This is a genomic window from Plantactinospora sp. BB1, from assembly GCF_003030385.1.
Classification (GTDB): Bacteria; Actinomycetota; Actinomycetes; order Mycobacteriales; family Micromonosporaceae; genus Plantactinospora.
Genome location: NZ_CP028159.1, coordinates 1074240 through 1097393, shown reverse-complemented (window position 1 = coordinate 1097393; position 23154 = coordinate 1074240). Strand labels below are relative to the sequence as shown.

General features: G+C 72.6%; 16 protein-coding genes and 1 pseudogene. 14 read left to right on the top strand and 3 right to left on the bottom strand.

All coding sequences use genetic code 11. The features are described from left to right. The first annotated feature begins 324 nt into the window (after nucleotides 1-324). Nucleotides 325-2820 carry a family 20 glycosylhydrolase gene (locus C6W10_RS04745; RefSeq protein ID WP_199853865.1) on the top strand — a complete coding sequence of 832 codons (2496 nt, stop codon included), beginning with the start codon at nucleotides 325-327 and terminating at the stop codon, nucleotides 2818-2820. 279 nt (nucleotides 2821-3099) lie between these two features. Then, nucleotides 3100-3288, top strand: a complete 189-nt coding sequence (locus tag C6W10_RS04740) for a hypothetical protein (protein WP_107256846.1) — start codon at nucleotides 3100-3102, stop codon at nucleotides 3286-3288. A 148-nt stretch (nucleotides 3289-3436) separates the two neighbouring features. Here the strand turns inward: C6W10_RS04740 and C6W10_RS04735 are convergent, their stop codons facing one another. Both C6W10_RS04735 and C6W10_RS04730 read right to left on the bottom strand, forming a co-directional pair. Beyond that, nucleotides 3437-4105 (bottom strand): response regulator transcription factor, encoded by a 669-nt coding sequence (locus C6W10_RS04735; RefSeq protein ID WP_107256844.1) that lies wholly within the window; start codon nucleotides 4103-4105, stop codon nucleotides 3437-3439. Then, complete coding sequence (locus C6W10_RS04730) at nucleotides 4102-5463, bottom strand: sensor histidine kinase (protein WP_199853864.1); 1362 nt, start codon at nucleotides 5461-5463, stop codon at nucleotides 4102-4104. The genes C6W10_RS04735 and C6W10_RS04730 overlap by 4 nt, the downstream gene beginning before the upstream one ends. 206 nt (nucleotides 5464-5669) lie before the next feature. On the opposite strand from C6W10_RS04730, the pseudogene C6W10_RS04725 reads away from it, so the two are divergent. Both C6W10_RS04725 and C6W10_RS04720 read left to right on the top strand, forming a co-directional pair. After that, nucleotides 5670-6361: pseudogene (locus C6W10_RS04725) on the top strand (ABC transporter ATP-binding protein). Beyond that, nucleotides 6358-8742 carry an FtsX-like permease family protein gene (locus C6W10_RS04720; protein ID WP_107256842.1) on the top strand — a complete coding sequence of 795 codons (2385 nt, stop codon included), beginning with the start codon at nucleotides 6358-6360 and terminating at the stop codon, nucleotides 8740-8742. Before C6W10_RS04725 ends, C6W10_RS04720 begins: the two are co-directional and overlap by 4 nt. Nucleotides 8743-8823: 81 nt before the next feature. Here C6W10_RS04720 and C6W10_RS04715 read toward each other — a convergent pair whose 3' ends face one another. Next, on the bottom strand, nucleotides 8824-9855 hold the full coding sequence (locus C6W10_RS04715) for a LacI family DNA-binding transcriptional regulator (protein WP_107256840.1): 1032 nt from the start codon (nucleotides 9853-9855) through the stop codon (nucleotides 8824-8826). A 176-nt stretch (nucleotides 9856-10031) separates the two neighbouring features. On the opposite strand from C6W10_RS04715, the gene C6W10_RS04710 reads away from it, so the two are divergent. The 10 genes from C6W10_RS04710 (at nucleotide 10032) to C6W10_RS04665 (ending at nucleotide 23124) form a co-directional block, all read left to right on the top strand. Beyond that, nucleotides 10032-11204 (top strand): amino acid ABC transporter substrate-binding protein, encoded by a 1173-nt coding sequence (locus C6W10_RS04710; protein ID WP_234359399.1) that lies wholly within the window; start codon nucleotides 10032-10034, stop codon nucleotides 11202-11204. An 8-nt stretch (nucleotides 11205-11212) separates the two neighbouring features. Further along, nucleotides 11213-12100 carry a branched-chain amino acid ABC transporter permease gene (locus C6W10_RS04705; protein ID WP_107256837.1) on the top strand — a complete coding sequence of 296 codons (888 nt, stop codon included), beginning with the start codon at nucleotides 11213-11215 and terminating at the stop codon, nucleotides 12098-12100. Further along, the gene (locus tag C6W10_RS04700) at nucleotides 12084-13220 is read left to right on the top strand and encodes a branched-chain amino acid ABC transporter permease (protein WP_107256836.1); all 1137 of its coding nucleotides are present in this window, start codon (nucleotides 12084-12086) and stop codon (nucleotides 13218-13220) included. The genes C6W10_RS04705 and C6W10_RS04700 overlap by 17 nt, the downstream gene beginning before the upstream one ends. Beyond that, complete coding sequence (locus tag C6W10_RS04695; RefSeq protein ID WP_234361615.1) at nucleotides 13217-14047, top strand: ABC transporter ATP-binding protein; 831 nt, start codon at nucleotides 13217-13219, stop codon at nucleotides 14045-14047. Before C6W10_RS04700 ends, C6W10_RS04695 begins: the two co-directional genes overlap by 4 nt. Continuing rightward, nucleotides 14037-14843: an ABC transporter ATP-binding protein gene (locus tag C6W10_RS04690; protein ID WP_107256834.1), complete on the top strand. Its 807-nt coding sequence runs from the start codon at nucleotides 14037-14039 to the stop codon at nucleotides 14841-14843. Before C6W10_RS04695 ends, C6W10_RS04690 begins: the two co-directional genes overlap by 11 nt. A gap of 62 nt (nucleotides 14844-14905) precedes the next feature. Further along, a complete protein-coding gene (locus C6W10_RS04685) occupies nucleotides 14906-15871 on the top strand; it encodes a hypothetical protein (RefSeq protein WP_199853863.1) in 966 nt (321 codons plus the stop codon). A 44-nt stretch (nucleotides 15872-15915) separates the two neighbouring features. Then, on the top strand, nucleotides 15916-18015 hold the full coding sequence (locus C6W10_RS04680; protein WP_107256833.1) for a sorbosone dehydrogenase family protein: 2100 nt from the start codon (nucleotides 15916-15918) through the stop codon (nucleotides 18013-18015). A 169-nt stretch (nucleotides 18016-18184) separates the two neighbouring features. Next, on the top strand, nucleotides 18185-18625 hold the full coding sequence (locus C6W10_RS04675) for a protein-tyrosine phosphatase family protein (RefSeq protein ID WP_107256831.1): 441 nt from the start codon (nucleotides 18185-18187) through the stop codon (nucleotides 18623-18625). A gap of 402 nt (nucleotides 18626-19027) precedes the next feature. Next, nucleotides 19028-21604 carry an alpha-L-arabinofuranosidase C-terminal domain-containing protein gene (locus tag C6W10_RS04670; RefSeq protein ID WP_107256829.1) on the top strand — a complete coding sequence of 859 codons (2577 nt, stop codon included), beginning with the start codon at nucleotides 19028-19030 and terminating at the stop codon, nucleotides 21602-21604. Further along, a complete protein-coding gene (locus tag C6W10_RS04665; RefSeq protein ID WP_107256827.1) occupies nucleotides 21601-23124 on the top strand; it encodes a family 43 glycosylhydrolase in 1524 nt (507 codons plus the stop codon). The genes C6W10_RS04670 and C6W10_RS04665 overlap by 4 nt, the downstream gene beginning before the upstream one ends. Nucleotides 23125-23154 lie beyond the last annotated feature (30 nt).

The window sequence follows — 23154 nt, the reverse complement described above, 5'->3', positions numbered from 1 at the left end:
GAGGTGAGGCCCGCGACGGTTTCCGGCCGGTTGCGGGCTGATGACGATCGGGCAAGAGAGCGCTCTCTCGGATACTGTGAATCAATCAACGAGAGCTGTCAATGTGGCCCGGGTCGTCGGCTCCGGCGCCGCCTGGAAACGTCCGAAGTGTAAGGACTCTTTACAGTTCTGCTCTCCGATCTCTATCATTCGGCGGATGCAACTTCGTCGATGACCCTGATCCGTGGCGATCGACCGCCGTCCGCGCCCGCACCGTCCCGGGCCACCGGGGACGGGCCGGTGCCCGGCGGGCGCCCGCCCCAGCCGCAGCAGGAGGGCGTGACAATGCAGAGGCCGGACACGTCGACACCACCACCCCGCCGCAGGCGTACCGCCGGCAGCGGTCCGGCCCGGCTCGGCCGGGCCGCCCTCGGGATAACCCTCGTGGCCCAGAGCCTCGTGCTGGCCGGTCAGTTCGGCACCCCGGCCGCCCGAGCGGCCACCGCGCCGAGCGAGCCCGCCCAGGTCCCGGTGGCCGCCCAGGTCGTCCCGGTACCGGTCAGCGCGGTCCCGGTGCCGGGGGAGACCTTCACCCTCGGCCGGGAGAGCCGGATCGTCGTCGCCCCGGACGGCGGCGCCCAGACCACATCGGTGGCCGACGGACTGGCGACGCTGCTGCGGCCACCCACCGGCTATCCGCTGCCCGTCACCGCCGCCGCGCCGCGCACCGGCGACATCGAACTGCGGCTGGTCACCGCCGCCGAACTCGGCACCGAGGGCTACCGGCTCGACGTCACGGCCGCCGGGGTACGCCTGACGGCGGCCCGCCCGGCCGGGCTCTTCTACGGGGTACAGACGCTGCGGCAGTTGCTCCCGCCGTGGATCGAGAGCCGGACCGTCCGACCGGGACCGTGGACGGTGGCCGGGGTGCGGATCGAGGACGTGCCGCGCTACGGCTACCGGGGGATCATGCTCGACATCGCCCGGCACTTCCAGCCCCCGGACGTGGTCAAGCGGTACGTCGACCAGGCCGCCGCATACAAGATCAATACGCTGCACCTGCACGTCGGCGACGACCAGGGCTTCCGGATCGCCATCGACGGCCGCCCCGAACTCACCGAGATCGGCGCCCAGTTCTCCATCAACAACGACCCGGGCGGCTACTGGACCCAGGCCGAGTACGTCGACGTCGTCAACTACGCGGCGGAACGCTTCGTGACCGTCATCCCCGAGGTGGACACCCCCGGGCACACCAACGCGATCATCATGTCGTACGCTGGCCCGGAGGCGGACCCGGTGCTGCCGGACGTCAACTGCAGCAACCGTACGCCGCCGGTGTGGAACCTCAGCACGGACGTCGGCTACAGCGCGCTCTGCCCGGAGAGCCCGAACACCTGGGCGATCCTCACCGACATCGTCGCGCAGCTCAGCGCGCTGACCCCCGGCCCGTACTACCACTTCGGCGGCGACGAGGTGCCGGCCTCCATCCTCTCCCACGAGCGCTTCGTCGACTTCGTCGACCGCAAGGCCGATCTCGTCACGGCGCACGGCAAGACCGGGATCGGCTGGGCCGAGATCTCCCAGGCGAACTTCGACCGGCCCGGCGCCGCCCCGGCGGTCGCGCAGTTCTGGAACAACGGCAACCCGGCCGGTGCCGGCGGCGACTCGGCCCGGCGGGCCGTGCAGAAGGGCATGAAGGTCGTCATGTCACCGGCCAACCACACCTATCTGGACATGCGGCAGTGGCCGGGCAGCCCGCTCGGGCTCGGCTGGGCCGGCATCCTGGACGTGTCGCACTTCTACCACTGGTCCGGCACCAGCAGCGACCCGGGCAGCTACATCCCGGCCCGCATGGTGAACGGCGAGACCCTGCCGGCGGTGACCGACGCGCACATCCTCGGCGTCGAGGCGCCGATGTGGTCGGAGACGCTGCGCACCGGCGCCGACATCGAGTTCCAGGCGTTCCCCCGGCTGCCGGCGACGGCGGAGATCGGCTGGTCGCCGAACGTCCACCCGGAACGCAACCTCGACTCGTTCGTGAACCGGCTGGCCGGGCACGGCCTGCGCTGGCAGCTCCGGGGGCAGAACTTCCACCCCTCGCCGCAGGTGCCGTGGCGGGTCGACGTGACCGCCCCGGACGTCGAGCGCGACACGCGTACCGTCGACGGCGCGCTCGGCACGATCTCCGCGCCGGGAGTCGCCCCCGACCAGGTGACCGCGACCGTCGACTGGGGCGACGGCACCAGCTCTCCGGCCACGGTCAGCGGCACGGCCGGCACCGTCACCAGGGTCAACGGCCTCTACACCGCGACCGCCAGCCACCGGTACGCCCGGGACGGCGTCTACCGGGCCACCCTCACCGCGACCCGGCCGGGCGGGGTGACCAGCAGTGCCGAGTTCACCGTCACCGTCGACACCTGCACCAGCCGGCTCTCCGGCCAGCACCGGGGCGCCCTGGTGGTCTGGACCGGGGTGACCTGCCTGGCCGGCGCCACCGTCACCGGCCCGGTCACCGTCCGGCCCGGCGGCTCGCTGATCGCCACGGCCGCCTCGGTGCGGGGGCCGGTACAGGCCACCGGCGCGACCACGCTGGAACTCCTCGGCGGTTCGGTCGCCGGCCCGGTCAGCCTCACCGGCACCACCGGACAGCTCGTCGTCGAGGGCGTCCGGGTCGGCGGACCGCTCGTGGTCACCGGCACCGACACCGTCCCGGCACCGGTGATCGCCGGCAACACCGTCGGTGGCCCGCTGGTCTGCACCGGCAACACCCCGGCACCGGTCGACAACGGCGTACCGAACACGCTGCGCGGGCCGGCGATCGGGCAGTGCCGGGGACTCTGACCGCGAAACCGGCCCCCGGGCACCGTTCCGGGGGCCGGTGACGCGGGCCGGTCGGGTACCGATCTCCGGCATACCACGCATCGGACCCAAGCCGCCCCGCACACCCTCCGACGGCCCTCCGGACCCGGACGGGAGGAGCGCGGCTCCCGGCGACATAGTGGCCGTCCGGCACCGGTCCGGCCCGTTCACCCCGCCGTGCCCGCCAACGCGAGGCGCGGGCCGGCATGAGCGGGGTGAGCCGGGGTAGGTGAACAGTCGGGACGCCGAGAGGAGACCGTGATGACCAACATCCAGCAGCCGGAGATGCGCCGCAGCGGCGAGACGGGGACGACCAAGCAGCGGATCCAGGACGCCAACCCGACCGACCCGCCGGGCGGCAGCCACGACAAGACCGCGAAGCGTCCGGTGCCGAAGGGACAGACCTCGCCGTACGGGCCCGGCGGCAAGGTGGCCGACGACGAGTCCTGACCCACGGCGCGGTGGGAAGGGTCCCGCTCCCGGTGCGGAGAGCGACAGCGTGAATCCGCCCGGGAAGGGGCTCTTCCCTGCCTTCGCGCGAAAGGTCGGGTCGCCGGCAGGGGTCGACGCAGACCGAAGGCCCGGCTCGGCCGCTGGGCTATCCGCCGCCGGGGCTGACCAGGCCGGTCTCGTAGGCGACGACGACGGCCTGGACCCGGTCGCGGAGCCCGAGCTTGCCGAGGATGCGGGCGACGTGCGTCTTGACGGTCGCCTCGGAGAGGTGGAGGCGGGCGGCGAGTTCGGCGTTGCTCAGCCCCTGGGCCAGCAGTCGCAGCACCTCGAGTTCGCGGGGCGTCAACGTGGACAGGTCGCGGTGCGGTGCGGCGGGGTCCGCGCTGCGGCTGGCGAACCGCTCGACGAGCCGACGGGTGATGGTGGGGGCCAACAGCGCGTCGCCGGACCGGACCATCCGGACGGCGGCGACCAGATGTTCCGGGGTGACGTCCTTGAGCAGGAAGCCGCTGGCGCCGGCGGAGAGCGCCGCGTAGACGTAGTGGTCCAGGTCGAACGTGGTCAGGATGATCACGCGCGGATCCCCGGTGGCGCCGGTGAGGATCCGCCGGGTGGCTTCCAGCCCGTCCATCTCGGGCATCCGAACATCCATCAGTACGACGTCCGGCACGGTACGCCGGACCGCGTCGACCGCCTCGGTGCCGTTGGTCGCCTCGGCGACCACGTCTATGCCGTCGGCGGTCAGGATCATCCGGAAGCCGGTACGGACCAGCGCCTGGTCGTCGGCGACGACGACGCGGAGCGGTGCGGTCACGGCGCCTCCAGCGGAATCCGCGCGGCGACCCGGTAGCCCCCGCTGAGCCGTCGTCCGGCCTCCAGGGTGCCACCGTAGACGGCCAGCCGCTCGCGTAGACCGATCAGGCCGTGCCCGTCGCCGGTCGAGGCGGAGACGCCCGGGGCGCCGCCACTGTCGGTCGCCTCGACCAGCAGTTCGTCGGTGCCGTACTCGACGAGCACCCGGGCGGTCGCCCCGGTGGCGTGCTTGACCGTGTTGGTCAGCGCCTCCTGGATCACCCGGTAGGCGGTCAGTTCGATTCCGGAGAGCAGCGGACGCGGTTCGCCGGTCACGGTCAGCTCGACGGGTATCCCGGTGTCGCGTACCCGCTGCACCAGCGCCTCGACCCGGTCGAGGCCGGGTTGCGGGGTCAGCCCGCTGGTGGCCGCCGGATCGGTGCCGTCACTGTCCATGGTCAGCAGCCCCATCACGTGCCGCAGTTCGGCCATCGCGGCCCGGCCGCCGGCCTCGACCGAGAGCAGCGCGTCCCGGGCCTGGTCGGGGTCGGCCCGCATCACCTTGCGGGCGGCTCCGGCCTGGATGACCATGACGCTCACGTTGTGCGTCACCACGTCGTGCAGTTCCCGGGCGATCCGGGCGCGTTCGTGCTCGGCGGCCCGGCGCAGCGCCTCGGCCTGCTCGTGCTCCAGGGCGGAGAGCCGGGCCCGGTCCTCGTCGGCACGGCGTTTCCACCGCCGCAGTCCGTTGGCGGCGAGGACGATCGGGATGAGGATCAGGAACGGGACGGCGTTGTCCGGGACGGTCGGCACCGCCGGCTCCCGGAGCTGGGTGTAGATGAACGCGGCCACCGGCAGGCTGGCCAGCGCGGGCAACCGGTAGGGGCTGTAGACGGCGGCCGTGTAGCCGGCGATCACGCAGGCGTAGAAGGAGACCCGCAACGCGGCGTTGAAGTCGCTGGCCAGCGGGGCCGTGACCAGGACGACCCAGAGTACGGCGAGCGGATAGCGGCGGCGCAGTACCAGCGGTACCACCACCACGAGGAGCATGAGGATCGTCCCGGCGATCTCGTAGTCCTCGATCGGCAGGAAGGGCTCGGGCATCTCCCGGCGCCGGAACGGATCGGGCGGGATCGGCGGCAGATCCGGCTCGGGTGGCTCCGGCGGCCCGGAGAGGTCCCGGCGGTCGGAGCCGACGACCGACGTCTGGTCGCTCCGGTCCTGACTGTCGCCCTCGACGATCGCGGCGAGGAGGAGGCCGAGCGCCAGCAGCCCGTCGAAGACCCGGCCGCGCCAGGAGAGGCCGGGCAGCGGACCGGACGGCTGTGTCAGCAGCCTGACCCGGGCCCACAGCCGGCTGGGCAGCCCTGCGCTCCTCACCGGGCCATTCTCACCCGCCGTATCCGGCCGGCGATATCCGCCGAGCTGACCACCCGGCTACCTCCGTCGACTACGCCGCAGGGATGACCCCGGCTCCGCTCATCCCGGGGCGGTACCGGATTTGCCTCCGGCGGCCGACGCCCGCGATCCGGCGCCGGACCTAGCGTCGAGCGGCCAGAGGCGCAGCGAGCAGGAGGGGATTCACCATGACCACACCGGTGATCGAGTTGAACGACGTGAGCCGCCGGTACGACGAGGGCCCCCGGCACTGGACGCCGTGTCGCTGCGGATCGCGGCCGGGGAGGCGGTCGCGATCCTCGGCCCGTCCGGCAGTGGCAAGTCCACCCTGCTGAACCTCGTCGCCGGGCTGGACCGGCCGAGCAGCGGCACGGTCACCGTGGACGGTGTCCGGGTCGACGAGTTGGGTGAGGCGGGCTCCGCCCGCTACCGGCGGGCGAAGATCGGCATGGTCTTCCAGTTCTTCAACCTGCTCGACGACCTGACCGTCGTGGACAACGTCATGCTGCCGGCGCAACTGGTCGGCACGGCCCGTACCGCCGCCCGGCGTCGCGCGATGGAGCTGCTCGGCACCCTCGGCATCGACCGGCACGCCGCCGCCTATCCCGGCCGGCTCTCCGGCGGCGAGCGGCAGCGGGTGGCGGTGGCCAGAGCCCTGATGAACCGACCGGCGCTGCTGCTCGCCGACGAGCCGACCGGGGCGCTGGACACCGCCTCCGGCGAGGAGGTCCGGCACCTGCTCACGGCCCTGCACGCCGAGGGTCAGACCATCGTGCTGGTCACCCACGACCTGACCCTGGCGCGGTCCTGCGCGACCCGCACCGTCCAACTCGTCGACGGCCGGGTCGCCGCCGACCGCGCGGTGGAGCCGGTCCGATGAGTGCGCTGGGCGGGGTGGTCCGGTCCGGGGTGGGCCGTCGCCGGGTGCAGACGGTGGTGGTCGGGCTGGTGGTGGCGATCGCGGTGACCGCCGGGGTACTCGGCGGGTCGCTGATGGTGGCCTCCACGGCACCGTTCGACCGGGCCTTCGCGCAGCAGCACGGCGCGCACCTGACCGCGCAGTTCGACGGCGCCAAGGTCGGCGTGGCGCAACTGTCGGCATCCGCCCGAGCCGCCGGGGTCGCGGCGGCGGCCGGCCCGTTCCCGACCGCGACGATCACCCCGGCCCCGGCCCGGCGTGGACCGGTGGAACCGGTCACGGTGGTCGGACGGGCCGACCCGGGTGGTCCGGTCGACGCCGTGACGCTGCTCGAGGGGCGCTGGGTGACCGGCCCGGGGGAGATCGTGATCCACGTCGACCACCGGCTCCCGAGGAGTCTCCAGCCGCAGCCGGGCGACGCGCTGGCGCTGTCGGACCCGGCCGGCGGCCCGGCCCTGACGGTGGTCGGGGTGGCCCGGTCGGTCAGCGAGACCGCCGGCGGCTGGGTGGCACCGGAACAGGTCACCGCGTTGACCGCGCCGGGCGCGGCGCCCGGATACCAGATGCTCTACCGGCTCGCCGCGAGCGACACCGCCGCGCAGGTCGACTCGGGCCGCGCCGCGATCGAGGCGAGCGTACCCGCAGGCACGCTGGCCGGGGCCCGTTCCTGGCTCACCACCAGGACCGACAGCGCCGGCAGCACGCTGCTCTTCGTGCCGTTCCTCATCGCCTTCGGGGTGCTGGGCGTACTCATGGCGGTGCTGATCATCGCCAACGTCATCGCCGGAGCGGTCAGCACCGGGACACACCGGATCGGCATCCTCAAGGCACTCGGCTGCACCCCGTCGCAGGTGGTCCGGGCGTACACGGTGCAGGCGCTGGTGCCGGCCGTGGTCGGCGCCCTGCTCGGCGTCCTCGCCGGCAACCTGCTGGTCGTGCCGGTCCTGGCGCAGACCAACGAGGTCTACGGCACGACGGACACCGGGGTCAGCCCGCTGGTCAACCTCCTGGTGCTCGCCGGTGCGCTGGTCACCGTCACCGTGACCGCCTGGGTCGCGGCGTCCCGGGCCGGCAGGTTGCGTACCGTCGACGTGCTCGCGGTCGGCCGCACCCCCGGCCCGGGACGCGGCCAGTGGGCGGCCCGGCTGGCCGCCCGGCTGCCGCTGCCCCGACCGGTGACCCTCGGTCTGGCCCAGCCCTTCGCCCGGGCGCTCCGGTCGGCCACCATCGTCGCGGCGATCGCGTTCGGCGCCGCCGCCGCGACCTTCGCCGTCGGTCTGGGCGCCTCGTTGAACAAGGTCCAGGCCACGGAGAACCACGGCGACGTCGTCATCCACCCGGGCGCACCGGTCTCCGGTCCACCGCCACCCGGGGGTGCTCCGGAGGGCCCGCCGAGGGTTTCGGCGGAGCCGCCGCCGCTGCCGGACCCGGTCGCGGTGGTCCGGGCCATCACCGCACAGGCCGGGACCAGCGGGTACAGCGGCGTGGCGCACACCGAGGTGACGATCGCCGGGCTGACCAGTCCGCTCGACCTGCTCGCCTTCACCGGTGACGGTTCGGCGTACGGCTACGAGATGATCTCGGGCAACTGGTTCGGTCGATCCGGCGAGATCGTGGTTTCCAGACCGTTCCTGACCGCCACCGGCACCGAGGTCGGCGACCGGGTGGTCCTGGTCGACCACGGCACCCGGATCGACACCCGGATCGTCGGCGAGGCATTCAACCCCGAATCCAGGGGCATGCAGATCCTCACCGCCGCCGCGACGCTCGCGGCCAGCCAACCCGAGCTGCGGCCGATGGAGTACCACGTCACCCTCGACCCCGGCACCGACCCGGCCCGGTACGTCGAGGCGCTGAACGCCGCGCTGGGACCGGTGGAGGCCACCGCCGAGGTCGTCGAGCAGGAGGTCGACGAGATCCTCGTGGTCATCAACACGCTGACCGGCCTGCTCACCCTGATGCTGGTCACGGTGGCCGCGCTGGGCGTACTCAACATGGTCGTGCTGGAGACCCGGGAACGCGTCCACGATCTCGGGGTGCACAAGGCCCTGGGGATGACCCCACGGCAGACCACCGTGATGGTCATCGCCTCGGTCGTCGTCACGGGTCTGGTCGGTGGCGCCGTCGGAGTGCCGGTCGGGGTCGTCATGCAGCGGGTGACCGTCGCCGAGATGGGCCACGCCGCGGGGTTCCACCTGCCCGCCTCGGTGATCGACATCTATCACCCCGTCGAGTTGGCGCTCTTCGGCCTCGGCGGCCTGCTCATCGCCGTACTCGGCGCGCTGCTTCCCGCCGGCTGGGCGGCGCGGACCCGTACCGCCACCGCACTGCGTACCGAATAGCACTGGACCGGCGCTCTCCGTGACGTGGCGGCGGAGAGCGCCCGGCCCGGACCCGTCCGGTGCGGGGCGTCCGGGGCGGAGTCAGCCGGGCACCGGCCCGGTCGAGTCGCGGATCACCAGCGCGTGCCCGGTGGGCCGGCGCCGTGGTCGCTTCGACCTCGGCCTGAGGGCCAGCTCCAGGGCCATCCGACCCATGTCGGTCATCGGCAGCCGGACCGTGGTGAGGCCGGGCGCCAGGTCCGCGGCGACCGAGACGTCGTTGAACCCGACCACCGAGACCCGCTCCGGTACGCCGACCCGGTGCGCCCGCAGCGTCGCGAGCACCCCGATCGCCATCGAGTCGTTCAGCGCCACGATCGCGGTGGTGTCGGGGTGCTCCCGCAGGATCCGTTCGGCGGCGGTCCGGCCGCCGTCGCGGGTGAAGTCGGTGTGCACGATCGGCAGATCCTCCAGGGCCAGCCCGTGCCGGCGCAGCGTGGCGGCCACCCCGGCGAGCCGGTCGATCACGGTGGTCAGCCCGCCGGTCGCGGCGACCACCGAGATCCGGCGGTGCCCCAGCGCCAGCAGGTGCTCGCCGAGGGCCCGGCCGCCGGCCTCGTTGTCCGGCAGCACCGCGTCCATCCCGAGGGGATGCCGGCCGATCACCGCGACCCGGCCGCCGAGGCTCTGGTACGCCGCCAGTTCCCGCCGCGCCTCGGCCTGGACCCGCGGATCGTCGTAGCCGGAGCCGGCGATCAGGATGATGCCGACCCGCTGGGCGATGAGGTGCCGCAGTTGCCGCAGCTCGCGCTCGGGATCGCGGCCGGAGTGGCAGATCTGCACCAGCAGGCCCTGCTCGTCGGCGACCTGGATGACCCCGCCCGCTATCTCGGAGAAGTACGGGTCCTCGACCTGGTGCACGACGAGTCCGACTGTCGAGCTGACGCCCCCGGCCAGGGTGCGGGCGTACGGGTTGGCGACATAGCCGAGTTCCCGGGAGACCTGCCGGACCCGGTCGGCGACGGCCGGGCTGACCCCGTCGCGGCCGGCGAGCGCCCGGGAGGCGGTCGCCAGCGACACACCGGCCCGTTCGGCGACGTCGACGAGGCGCAACCGCCCGCCAGGTTTCGGCATCGGCAACTCCCGGGACAACATCAACTACTGCGGCGGTACCTATTGCGAGTGACGCAGGACACAGCCTATGGTACGAAAGCGCTTACGAAAGCGCTTTCCTCACCCTCTGCAGAGGAGCGTCAGGAATGACATCCCGAGCGACACGTGCACGACGGGCAACGGCCCTCGGTGCGGCGGTGGCACTTCTGCTGGTGGGCTGCGGCGACGACGGCGGCGGGTCGGGCTCCTCCGACGACCCGATCGTCGTCGGGATCTCGCTCCCGCTGACCGGGGACTTCTCCGAGCCCGGCAAGGGTGTGCAACGCGGCTACGAGGCATGGGCCAAGATCACCAATGACAAGGGTGGACTGCTCGGCCGGCAGGTCGAGCTGAAGATTCTCGACGACCAGTCCAATGCCGACCGGGTGGTCGCCGACTACGAGCAGTTGATCGGCAAGGACAACGTGGACATCGTGGTCGGTCCCTTCTCGACCCGCCTCGTCGTCCCGGCCGCCCGGGTCGCCGAGGAGTACGGCATGCTCTTCGTCGAGCCGGCCGGCGCGGCCAAGGAGGTCTTCGCGCAGGGCTTCAAGAACCTCTTCTACGCGGCACCGGCCGTCGCCGACGACCACTACAACCACCTCGCCGAATACCTGCTGGCCCTGCCACCCGGGCAGCGGCCGACCACCGTCGCGTACGCCGCGATGGACGACCCGTTCGCCCAGGGCACCGCGTACGGGCTCAAGGCGAAGCTGGAGGCGGGCGGGGTGCGTACCGTCGTCGACGAGGTGTACCCGCCGAACACCACCGACTTCGGCACCATCGCCGCCAAGATCGCGGCCTCCAAGGCGGACATGGTGGTGGGCGGCTCGCAGTACCAGGACGGCGTGAACCTGATCGTCGCCCTGCAACAGCTGAGGTACCAGCCGAAGCTGGCGGCCTTCTCGACCGCGCCGACGAGCCCCGAGTTCGCCGCCGCGATCGGCAACAAGACCGAGGGCATCCTCGCGCCGACCGGCTACACCCAGAAGGCGCCCTATCCGAGCAACGTCGAGTTCGTGCAGAAGTACACCGCCCAGTTCGGCTCGCCGCCGGAGGAGGACGAGGCGAACGCGTACACCACCGGCCAGGTGGTGGCCGCCGCCGTCACCGCCGTCGGCTGCGCCGAGCAGGGGGAGTGCCAGCAGAAGCTGGTCGACTGGATCCGCGGCAACAAGGTCGAGACCGTCGTCGGGCCGCTCACCTGGGACGCCACCGGCAAGCCGCAGGGCGCGCACATGATCCAGCAGTGGGTCGGCGGGCAGATCCAGATCGTGCTGCCCACCGAGGCGAAGGAAGTCGACCTCGTCTACCCGAAGCCGGCCTGGTGAGGTAACGGATGCCGTCCGGCGCCCTGCTCTTCCAGAGCGTCATCCTGGGCCTGCTGCTGGGTGGGCTGTACGCCCTCCTGGCAGCGGGCCTGACGCTCTACTTCGGCATCATGCGGGTGGTGATGATCGCCCACTCGGCGTTCCTCATCCTCGCCGCCTACCTCGCCTGGTGGTCGCATGCCAGGCTGGGCGTCGACCCGCTGCTGTCGATGGTCGTCACCGTCCCGCTCTTCTTCGGCCTCGGCGTCCTGCTGCAACGGCTGCTGCTGGCCCGGCTGCGCCCGGTGACCCTCACCATGATGTCGGTACTGCTCACCTTCGCGATCGCCGTACTCATCGAGGGGCTGCTCGGCTACGCCTTCACCGGTACCCAGCGGCGGATCCAGCTCGGCTACGGCTCGGCCAGCCTCGGCCTCTTCGGCGCCCGGATCGCGGTGGTCAAACTGATCGCCTTCGGGCTCGCCGCGGTCGCGCTGCTCACGCTCTATCTGCTGCTCAAGCGGACCAGGTTCGGCTGGGCGCTGCGGGCGACGATCCAGCACCCGGACGCCGCCCGGCTGCTCGGAATCGACACCGACCGGGTCGCCAGCTTCGGCTTCGGGGTCGGGTTGGCCACCGCCGCCGTCGGCGGTACGGCGCTGGCACTGGACACCACCATCTACCCGTCGCTGCACTGGCACTGGATCGGCCCGCTGATGGCGATCATCGTGGTCGGCGGGTTGGGCAGCGTACCGGGGGCGGCGGTCGCCGCGATGCTGCTCGGGCTGGTGCAGAGCCTGTTGCAGATCCCGCTCGGCACCACCTGGGCGCAGACGATCTTCTATCTGGCCCTCTTCGCGACGCTGGCGTTCCGCCCGCAGGGATTCTTCGGAGGCCGGCTTGCCCAGCGCTTCTGAACTCGCACCGGCCCCGGCACAGCGGCTCGCCGGGCTGTTCCGGGTGGTCGTGATCGTGGCCCTCGCCGCCGCCGTGCTCTCGTTCCCGTCCTGGGCGCCCAACCCGTACATCCTCTCTGCCGGCGTCGTCGTGCTGAACTACGCGGTGCTCTCGACGGCGTGGAACTTCGTCGGCGGCTTCACCGGGTACATCTCGCTCGGGCACGGCGCGCTGGCCGGGCTCGGCGGCTATGCCACCGGCCTGCTCGTGGTCCGGGCCGGGCTGCCGAGCTTCGTCGCGCTCGCCGTGGCGACCCTGCTGGTGGCGGTGTTCGCGGTCCCGGTCGGCTACGCGGCGCTGCGGGTGCGCGGTGCGTCGTTCGTGATCGTGTCGATCGCCCTGGTGCTGATCCTGCTGCTGGTCTTCCAGAGCTGGGCGTCGTTCACCGGCGGGTCGCGCGGGCTGGTCGTGCCGCGCCCGTTCCCGGGGCTGCTCCGGCCCGAGCACCACCGGGTCTTCTTCTATCTGTTCGCCGCCCTGCTCGCGGTCGCGCTGCTGGTCTGGTGGCTGGTCGACCGGTCCCGCTTCGGGTTGGGGCTGAAGGCGATCCGCGAGGACGAGGACAAGGCGGAGTCGCTGGGCACCCCGACCTTCGGGTACAAGCTGGTGGTCTTCGTGGTGTCGGCCGGCTTCACCGGCCTGGCCGGCGGCCTCTACGCGCTCTGGTTCGGCGACCTCGACCCGGTCTTCCAGTTCTCCATCCTGACCGGCGCCTACCTGGTGCTGATGGCGCTGCTCGGCGGGGTACGCCAGCTCTTCGGCCCGCTGGTCGGCGCGCTGATCGTCGGCATCGGACTGGAGTACTTCAAGGTGGAGTTCGGCAACACCCCGCTGCACCTGGTCGCCACCGGACTGCTGCTGGCCCTGGTGGTGATGTTCATGCCGGACGGGGTGCTGCCGGCGCTGGGCGCCCTGGTCGACCGCTTCCTGCGGCCGGCGCAGAGTTCGATCCGCGAGGTGACCGCGGCCGAGTTGCGCGACCGCGCCACCACCGGCCCGGACGCCGGCCCGGCGACCGATCCGCCGCCCACGGTTCCCGTCGGTGCCCCCGACGGCCGGTCGACGGAGCAGCGGTCGTGACCGGCCGGCCGACCGGCCCGACGGGTCCGGCGACGAGCGGGACGTCGGGGCCGGAACAGGCGGGCGGCACGTCGAGCCCGGAACAGGCGAGCGGCCCGGAGAGCCTGGCGACCGTCGGGCTGACCAAGGCGTTCGGCGGGGTCACCGCGCTGGACGCGGCCACCGTGGCGTTCCGGCACGGGCAGATCAACGCGCTGATCGGGCCGAACGGCTCCGGCAAGACGACCTTCTTCAACTGTGTCACCGGGATGATCCGGCCGGACAGCGGGCGGACGTCGTACCGGGGCGAGGAGATCACCCGGCGGAGCCCGCACGCGATCGCCCGGGCCGGCATCGGGCGTACCTTCCAGCTCTGCCGGGTCTTCCCCCGGATGTCGGCGCTGGACAACGTCCTCGCGGCGGCCCGCCCCGTGGGGTTCCTCGGCCAGTTGCGGGGCGCCCGGCGCCGCGCCGAGCTGGACCGGGCCCGGGGCTGGCTGACCCGGCTCGGCATCGAGCACCTGGCCGACGTCGAGGCCCGGAACATGTCCTGGGGGCAGCAGAAGCTCCTGGAACTCGCCGGGGTGCTGATGAGCGGCCCGGAGACCGTGCTCCTCGACGAGCCGGCCGGCGGGGTCAACCCGGCGCTGCTGGACCGGATCGGCGCGCTGGTGCGGGAGCTCAACGCCGAGGGGAGGACCTTCGTGATCGTCGAGCACAACATGGACCTGGTGATGGGCATCAGCGACCACATCGTGGTCTTCGACCGGGGAAGGCCGATCGCCGAGGGACCGCCCTCGGTGATCCGTTCCGACGAGCGGGTGCTGGGGGCGTACCTTGGCATCTGAGATCGAACTCGTCGACGTCCAGGCCGGGTACGGGCGGGCGGCCCCGGTGCTGCGCGGGCTCTCCGTCTCGGTCGAGGCCGGCTCGATCGTCTGTCTCGTCGGCCCCAACGGCGCCGGCAAGTCGACGGTGCTCAAGGTGGCCAGCGGGCTGCTCAAGCCCCGCTCCGGCCGGATCCTCGTCGGCGGGGTCGACGTCACCGGCCAGGGGCCGCAGCGGATGCTCGCCGCCGGGGTGGCGCACGTGCTCCAGGGGCACAGCGTCTTCCGGGAGATGACGGTCGCCGAGAACGTGCTGCTCGGCGGCTACACCCTGCGGGACAAGGCGCTGCTGGCCCGGCGGGCCGACTTCGTCCGGGACGTCTTCCCGGTGGTCGCGCAGCGCTGGGGGAGCCTCGCCGGGCTGCTCTCCGGCGGGCAGCAGAAGCAGGTCGAGTTCGCCCGGTCGCTGATGGTCGAACCGAGGGTGGTGCTCCTCGACGAGCCGTCGATGGGGCTGGACCCGAAGGCGACCAGCACGGTCTTCGAGCAGGTGATCCGGATGCGCGACGCCGGCACGGCGGTGCTGCTGGTCGAGCAGAACGCCCGGCGGGCGCTGGAGGCCGCCGACCTCGGCTGTGTGCTCGACCTCGGCCGGGTGCACATCTCCGGGCCGGCGGCCGAACTGCTGGCCGACCCGCAGCTCGGCGACCTCTACCTCGGCGGCCGGCCCGGCGATTCGCCACCCGCCGTCGGCACGGCGGCCCGACGCTCCACCGACCAGGCGGGTGACGACGGCACCGGCGAACCCACCGGTTAGGGCCGGCGCGACGTCGGCCCGCCCGGCGCCACCTCGCCGCGACGCAGAGAGAGGTGTACCCGATGTCGAGACCCAGACGTACCGCCGTGGCCGGCGCCGCCACCCTGCTGGCCGCGCTGCTGGTGGCGACCGGCACGGCGACACCGGCCCAGGGGTACGGCGACCGCCACCGTGCCGTCCACCCCGAACTGCGGTACCGGCTCGTCGCGCACTACGACTTCGACCACCCGCTGCGCGGCGACCCGGCCCGGGAGCGGGACCTCGGCCGTTCCGGCACCACCCTCGACCTGGTCAACGGGGGCGCCGCGATGCGGGTGCCGGACCGGGCCCACCGGGGCAGTGGCCGGGCGGTGCAGACCCGGCAGGTCGACCCGGGCACCGCCGGCAACGACGACTGGAAGGCCGGCGTCTACGCGCCGACCGGGCTGCCCAGCCTGCACGCCTTCAACGGCGCCGCCGGGGCGAGCGTGCTGGGCTGGTTCAAGATGCTCGGCGACGGGCCCGCGCCGAACTCCAACACCGCCGACCCCGGCGACCGGTTCGCCGCGGTCGGGCTGGCCGGGGTACTCACCGGCGACTCGGACGGGCACGCCGTCCGGGCGCTGCTCGAACTCATCACCGTCGACGGCGAACTGCGGCTGGTCGCCCTCGGCCGGCGGCTGGACGGCGGCGAGTCGCAGACCTTCGCGGCGGCGGCGGACTGGCGGACCCTGCTGCCGGTCGGCGAGTGGGTCTTCCTCGCCGCCACCTTCGACTTCACCGACGGCAGTATGGCGCTCTATCGCAACGGCCGGCCGCTCGACGGCTTCTACACCCGGACCGACGACCCGTGGCAGGTCGCCGGCCCGGGGCGGCACCGCAGCAGCGCCACCGACCCCCGGGGCATCAAGATCGGCGGCAGTTTCCCGCAGGACACCCGGGAGCAGAATCCCTGCGACTGCCGGATGGACTCGCTGATGTTCCTCGACCGTGTCGTCTCGGCACGTCAGGTCGAGAAGCAGTACCGCCACGTGACCGGAGGACGTTGACCCCCATCCGCCGAAGTTCCCTCCCGAGAACGGAGTGACCCCGCGTGCGTACTTCCACCCGTCGGCTCCGCAGACCGCTCGGCACCGCCTCGCTCACCGCCGCCGCCGTCGTACTCTCCACTCTGGTCGGTGCGGCACCGGCCCGGGCCGCGGACGCGGTCTACGATCCCGTACCCGAACAGCAGATCCAGTCGCGGCTCGGGCTGGTCCTGACCGAGTACGCGGCGTTTCCGAAGTCGGAGCCGACGCCGGCACCCACGGATCGGCGGTTGATGCGGCAGGCCCGGATCAACACCATCATGGAGCTGCCGGACGGATCGGGCCGGCGGGCGGTACCCGACCTCAACGGCAGCCTCTATCTGGTCGAGAACGGCGTGCCGCACGTCTACCTCGACGTGGCCGGCACCTTCGCGCCGCGCTTCTTCTCCGGCCAGGGCCTCGGCCAGGGCTTCGGGTACGTCGCCTTCCATCCTGACTTCGGGCGCAACGGCCGGTTCTACACGGTGCACACCGAGTCGGCTCCGTCGACGACGGTGGTGCCGGACTACAGCCAGCCGGAGACCGTCTTCCACGGCATCATCACCGAGTGGACCGCCACCGACCCGGCCGCCGACACCTTCGCCGGCAGCCGGCGCGAGGTGCTGCGGATCGGCTTCGGCGGTCGGGTGCACGGCATCCAGGAGATCAACTTCAACCCGACCGCCCGGCGCGGCGACGCCGACCACGGCCTGCTCTACATCGCCGCCGGTGACGGCGGTGTCGGGGTACGCAACACCGACCCGCAGAACCTGGCGATGCCGCACGGCAAGCTGCTCCGGATCGACCCGGCCGGCAGCAACGCCCCGAACGGTCGGTACGGCATCCCGCCGTCGAATCCGTTCGTCGGCCGGGCCGGCGCGCTCGGCGAGATCTACGCGCTCGGGATGCGCGACCCACACCGGTTCAGTTGGGACCGGGCCACCGGCCGGATGTATCTCGGGCACATCGGCGAGCACGCCATCGAGGCGATCTACGAGGTGCGGGCCGGCGACAACTTCGGCTGGAGCGAGCGCGAGGGCGCCTTCGTCTTCGACCGGACGCCGGCCGACCCCTGTGACCGGATCTTCCCGCTGCCGCCGGACGACGCCAGCTTCGGCTACACGTACCCGGTCGCCGCCTACGACCACGAACCGGCGCCGGGCTGGGACTGCACCTCGGACATCGGCGTCGCGGTGGCCGGCGGTTTCGTCTACCGGGGCCGGGACGTACCCGCGCTGCGCGGCAGGTACGTCTTCGGCGACCTCGTCGACGGCCGGGTGCTCTACACCGAGGTCGACCAGATGCGGCGGGGTGCCGACCCGGCGCCGATCCACCGGCTCGCCCTCTTCGACGCGGCCGGCACCCCGGTGCGGATGCAGGACCTCTCCGGTCCCGGTGCGCCCGGCGACCCGAACCGGGTGGACCTGCGGTTCGGCACCGACGCTCAGGGCGAGCTGTACCTTCTCGCCAAGGCCAACGGGAAGATCTGGAAGGTCACCGGCACCCGGGAGTACGCCGGTGGACCGGTCGGCACCACCCGGGTCCGGGACACCATGCGGGCGACCAACTGGGCACCGGTCACCCCGGAGAAGTGGCGGTTCACCGGCAGCCAGGTGATCCTCGCCGAGGCGGGCGCCCAGCGCCCCGGCCCGCGCCGCCCGTACGAGTACGCGGTGCTGACCGCCGGGCCCGAGTTCGGCGCGGTGGAGATCAACGCGGAGGTACGCCTCGACACGCCGGTCGAGGAGACCAACCGGGACGTGATCATCGTGTTCGGCTGGCGGTCGGACGCGGAGTTCTACTACGCACACCTCTCCACCGACAACACGATCTATCCGCACAACGGAATCTTCAAGGTGGACAACGCCGACCGGGAACGGATCGACCACCAGTGGAACGGGCGCTCCGAAGGGGCGGCCCCGGCGATCACCGACGACCGCTGGCACCGGGTGCGGCTGGTGCACCGGCCGGCGAGCGGTGAGATCGCGGTCTATCTCGACGGCTCCCGGGATCCGCTGATGACGGCCGCGGACAGCAGTTTCGGCTCCGGCCGGGTCGGCTTCGGCTCGTTCGACAACGTCGGCCGGCTGCGTGACCTGAAGGTCCGGGGCACACCCGCCGGCTGATCCTGCGGTAGCGCCCCCGTCCCGGCGCCCATTCGACGACGGGACGGGGGCGGCTCTCCCGCCGGTCGGGCCGGGGTCAGTGTCTCGACCCGACGCGGGCTCCGGCGGGCGTACCAGCACCTCGGCGTACCGGACGGTGGCCGGGGGCGTGCTGACCTAGACTGCCGGAATGACCGATTCCTGGCCGTCTTCCGACCCCGGTGTGCTGCGGCTGCCGTCGGGGCGACTGGTGCGGGGTCGTGGCCTGCGCCACCCACTGCCGTCCGGACCGGTACCGACGTTCGGTGTGTACCTGCTCGGCCGCCCGCCGACGGAGATCCCCTGGCAGAGCCGGTGGGTGCGTTGGCCGGACTTCTGGCTGCCCCGCGACGACGCCGACTTCCGGGCCGCGCTCCGGCAGGCGTGGGAGCGGTCGGCGGAGGAACGTGTCGAGTTCGCCTGCGGCGGCGGCAAGGGTCGCACCGGCACCGCGCTGGCCTGCCTCGCCGTCCTCGACGGCGTGCCGGCCGAGCAGGCGGTCGCCTTCGTCCGCCAGCACTACGCCAGGGGTGCGGTCGAGACGCCGTGGCAGCGCCGCTACGTCGCCCGGTTCACCCCGGTCCCGGCCTGATCGGCTCACCCCGGTCCCGGCGTGATCGGCTCACCCGGTCCCGGCGTGATCGGGTGCACCTCCGTCCCGGTCTGATCGGGTTCACCTCGGCACCGGTCTGATCGGGCTCACCTCGGTCCCGCCTGATCGGGTCGACCCGGTCCCGGCCTGACGGGTTCGGGTTCACCCCCGTCCCGGCCTGAGTCGGGCCGGTTCGGTCGCCGGTCTGCGGCCGGCCACCTCCGAACGGCGGGTCGGGGTCGGCTGGTGCCAGTGGTGTGAACGCTAACCGGTTCGTCGGGTGTGGATCGGCCCAGGGTTGACACCGAATGTCGATCTATCTATGTTAACGCTCATCCGCGCCACCTACCGCTTCGGCGCAGCGGGCGGCTACCGGGCCGACCGGCAACGGACGGAGGAGCGATGTCCCGATCCCGCCCGACCCGCGCCCTCGCGGGCGCCCTGGTGCTGACCGGTGTGCTCGGCACCGTCCCCGCCGCCGCCTCGGCCGCCGCGCCCAGCACCGACTACACCGTCGAGGTCGACGCCGCCGGCACCGGTCCGGCGATCGCCGACACCATGTACGGGGTCTTCTTCGAGGACATCAACCGGGCCGCCGACGGCGGGCTCTACGCCGAACTCGTGCAGAACCGCTCCTTCGAGTACGACCCGGCGGACAACGCCGCGTACACCGGGATGACCTCGTGGGCCCCGACCGCGCCGGACGGGGCCCGGGGCACCGTCGCGGTGGTCGACGACACCGGACGACTCAACGAGCGCAACCGCCGCTACCTGCGGCTGGACCTGCCGGCCGGTGGACAGGGCTACGGCGTGGTCAACGCCGGCTACAACTCCGGCATCCGGCTCGACCGGCAGCGCTGGTACGACTTCTCGCTCTGGGCCCGCACCGGCGCCGCCGCCGGCACCCCGCTGACCGTCCGGCTCACCGACCCGGCCGGCGCCGACCTCGCCGCACCGCTGCGGATCGTGGTCCGGGGCGACGGCTGGACGAAGTACACCGGCAGCTTCCGGGCCACCGCGACCAGCGGTACCGGCCGGCTGGCGGTGACCGGGACCGGCGGCGGCACCGTACGCCTCGACATGGTCTCGCTCTTCCCCCGGGACACCTTCAAGGGCCGGCCGAACGGGATGCGCCGGGACCTGGCCGAGAAGGTCGCCGCGCTGCGCCCGGGCTTCCTGCGTTTCCCCGGCGGCTGCCTGGTCAACACCGGCAGCCACTACGGCTACACCGCGCCCGACTACCCCCGGCAGCGCTCCTACCAGTGGAAGGACACCGTCGGGCCGGTCGAGGAGCGGGCCACCAACGCCAACTTCTGGGGCTACAACCAGTCCTACGGCCTCGGCTACTACGAGTACTTCCAGTTCGCCGAGGACATCGGCGCGATGCCGCTGCCCGTGGTGCCGGCGCTGGTCACCGGCTGCGGGCAGAACCGGGCCACCGACGACCCGGAACTGCTGCGCCGGCACATCCAGGACACCCTGGACCTGATCGAGTTCGCCAACGGCCCGGCGACCTCGCAGTGGGGCGGCCTGCGGGTCCGGATGGGCCACCCGGCGCCGTTCGGACTGACCCACCTCGGGGTGGGCAACGAGGAGAACCTGCCGGACGAGTTCTTCGCCCGCTTCCAGCAGTTCCGGGCGGCGATCGAGGCCGCGTACCCGGAGATCACCGTGATCAGCAACTCCGGGCCGGACGACGCGGGCGGCACCTTCGACCGGCTCTGGCAGCTCAACCGGGATGCCGGGGTCGAGATGGTCGACGAGCACTACTACAACAGCCCCGAGTGGTTCCTCCAGCACAACGACCGGTACGACTCCTACGACCGCAACGGTCCGAAGGTCTTCCTCGGCGAGTACGCCTCGCAGGACAACCGGTTCTACAACGCGCTCGCCGAGGCGGCGTACATGACCGGGCTGGAGCGCAACGCCGACGTGGTGAAGTTGGCGTCGTACGCGCCGCTGCTGGCCAACGAGGACTACGTGCAGTGGCGGCCGGACCTGATCTGGTTCAACAACAACACCTCCTGGCCGTCGGCGAGTTATCAGGTGCAGAAGCTGTTCATGACCAACGTCGGCGACGAGGTGGTGCCGAGCCGCGCCTCCGGGACGCCGGCCAGCACGGCACCGATCACCGGGGCGGTGGGGCTGTCGACCTGGGCCACCAGTGCGGCGTACGACGACGTCACGGTCACCTCCGCCGACGGCGCCACCCTGCTCCGGGACGACTTCTCCGGCGGCGCCTCGCAGTGGAGCCACCCCACCGGACGGGGATCGTGGTCCGTTGTGGACGGTGCGTACGTGCAGTCCGACGCGGTCGCCGAGGACACCATGGTGACCGCCGGGGACCCGGGCTGGCGCGACTACGACCTGCGGGTCACCGCCACCAAGCGCTCCGGCCGGGAGGGCTTCCTGGTCGCCTTCGGGGTCCGGGACACCGGCAACTTCTACTGGTGGAACGTCGGCGGCTGGAACAACACCCAGACGGCGGTGGAGAAGGCCAGCGGCGGCGGCAAGCAGACGATGATCGCCAAGCCCGGCAGCGTCGAGACCGGCCGCGCCTACGACCTGCGGGTCTCGGTGCGGAACCGGACGGTGACCCTCTATCTGGACGGGCAGGAGTGGGGCAGCTTCACCGACGACCGGGTCGCCGAGCCGTTCCGTCAGGTGGTCACCCGGGACCGGGCCACCGGCGAGCTGGTGCTGAAGGTGGTCAACGCGCAGGCGTCCGAGGCGGCGACCCGGATCGACCTCGGCGACCGGGTGCGGGTCGGCTCCACCGCCCGGGTGACGACCCTGACCGGCGGGCCGGACGACGTCAACACCGCCTCGTTCACGCCGATCCAGCCCCGCGAGTCCCGGCTGACCGGGGTCCGGAACACCTTCTCGTACACCTTCCCGGCGTACTCGGTGACCTTCGTCCGGCTCGGCGTCACGGAAACAGCACCCGGAAGCGGAGCAACGGAGAGGACGGCGCGGTGAGCACCGACGGAGTCAGCCGGCGTGGACTGCTGCACGCGGCCGGGAGCGGCCTGGTCGTCGCCGGAGCGGCCGGCGCGCTGCCGCTGGCCACCGGGGGCGCGGCCTGGGCGGCGCCCGACACCGGCCCGGCGCCCGGCGCCGACCGGCGGGCCGGGTCGGCCGGCACCGGCCTGACCACCCGGAATCCGCTGGTCGCCCAGCGCGCCGACCCGTTCGTCACCCGACCGGTACGCGGCATGTACTACCTGACCGGCTCGGTGCCGGAGTACGACCGGATCGTGGTGCGGGGCGCGCCGACGCTGGACGGCCTGGCCAGCGCGCGGGAGCGTACCGTCTGGCGGCGCCCGGCCGCCGGCCCGATGGGTGGCTACATCTGGGCGCCGGAGCTGCACCACATCGACGGGCGCTGGTACATCTACTTCGCCGCCGGTGACTCCGACAACCCGTTCCGGATCCGGACCTACGTGCTGGAGTCCGCCGAGCCCGACCCCCGCACGGCGGCCGGCTGGGTGCTGCGCGGTCAGCTCGTCACCGCCTGGGACACCTTCACCCTGGACGCCACCACCTTCGCGCACCGTGGGGTCCGCTACCTGCTCTGGGCGCAGAGCGAGCCGGGAATCGCCACCAACAGCAACCTCTACATCGCCGCGATGGCCTCCCCGCTGGCGATCCAGGGCGACCCGGTGCGGATCGCCGTGCCGACGTTGCCCTGGGAGGTGCAGGGTTTCCGGGTCAACGAGGGGCCGGCGGTGCTGATCCGCAACGGCCGGGTCTTCGTCACCTTCTCCGCGAGCGCCACCGACGCCCGCTACTGCATGGGACTGCTCACCGCCGACGAGAACGCCGACCTGCTCGACGCCCGCTCCTGGACCAAGTCGGCGCAGCCGGTCTTCGCCACCAACGAGAACACCCGCCGGTACGGCCCGGGGCACAACTCGTTCACCGTGGCCGAGGACGGCGAGACGGACGTGCTCGTCTACCACGCCCGGGACTACCGCGACATCACCGGCGACCCGCTCTTCGACCCGAACCGGCACACCCGGGTGCAGCGGCTGTACTGGAACACCGACGGTACGCCCAGCTTCGGGGTGCCGGTCGGGGACGGCGGGCCGGTGCTCCGGTTCTCCCCGCTGGACGCGCCGGAGGCGTACGTCCGGCACTTCGGCTATCTGCTCCGGGTCGAGGGCGGGGTGCGGGAGGTCGCCGACACGCAGTTCCGGCTCGTGCCCGGGTTCACCGGTCCGGGCCGGGTGGCGGTGCAGTCGGTCAACTTCCCCGACCGGTACGCCCGGCTCGACGGCACCGTGCTGCGGGTCGACCCGTACGAGGACAGCGACGCGTACGCCGCCGCCGCGAGCTTCGTGCAGGTGCGTGGGCTCGCCGACCGGCGGGCGGTGTCGCTGCGGCTCGGCGACGACCCCGACCGGTACGTCACGCACGACGGCAACGGGCGGCTGACCGTCGGCCGGCCCGGCAACCGCCGCGTCGACCGGGAACGGGCCACGTTCCGGATCGGCTGACCGCCGGTGGCGGCTCCGGCTCCCGCCACC

What these genes read in the sequence shown, in the direction of transcription:
- C6W10_RS04740 (WP_107256846.1), top strand. Translation starts at nt 3,100, where the DNA reads ATGACCAACATCCAGCAGCCGGAGATGCGCCGCAGCGGCGAGACGGGG.
- C6W10_RS04675 (WP_107256831.1), top strand. Translation starts at nt 18,185, where the DNA reads ATGACCGATTCCTGGCCGTCTTCCGACCCCGGTGTGCTGCGGCTGCCG.
- C6W10_RS04720 (WP_107256842.1), top strand. Translation starts at nt 6,358, where the DNA reads ATGAGTGCGCTGGGCGGGGTGGTCCGGTCCGGGGTGGGCCGTCGCCGG.
- C6W10_RS04745 (WP_199853865.1), top strand. Translation starts at nt 325, where the DNA reads ATGCAGAGGCCGGACACGTCGACACCACCACCCCGCCGCAGGCGTACC.
- C6W10_RS04715 (WP_107256840.1), bottom strand. Translation starts at nt 9,855, where the DNA reads ATGCCGAAACCTGGCGGGCGGTTGCGCCTCGTCGACGTCGCCGAACGG.
- C6W10_RS04685 (WP_199853863.1), top strand. Translation starts at nt 14,906, where the DNA reads ATGTCGAGACCCAGACGTACCGCCGTGGCCGGCGCCGCCACCCTGCTG.
- C6W10_RS04670 (WP_107256829.1), top strand. Translation starts at nt 19,028, where the DNA reads ATGTCCCGATCCCGCCCGACCCGCGCCCTCGCGGGCGCCCTGGTGCTG.
- C6W10_RS04705 (WP_107256837.1), top strand. Translation starts at nt 11,213, where the DNA reads ATGCCGTCCGGCGCCCTGCTCTTCCAGAGCGTCATCCTGGGCCTGCTG.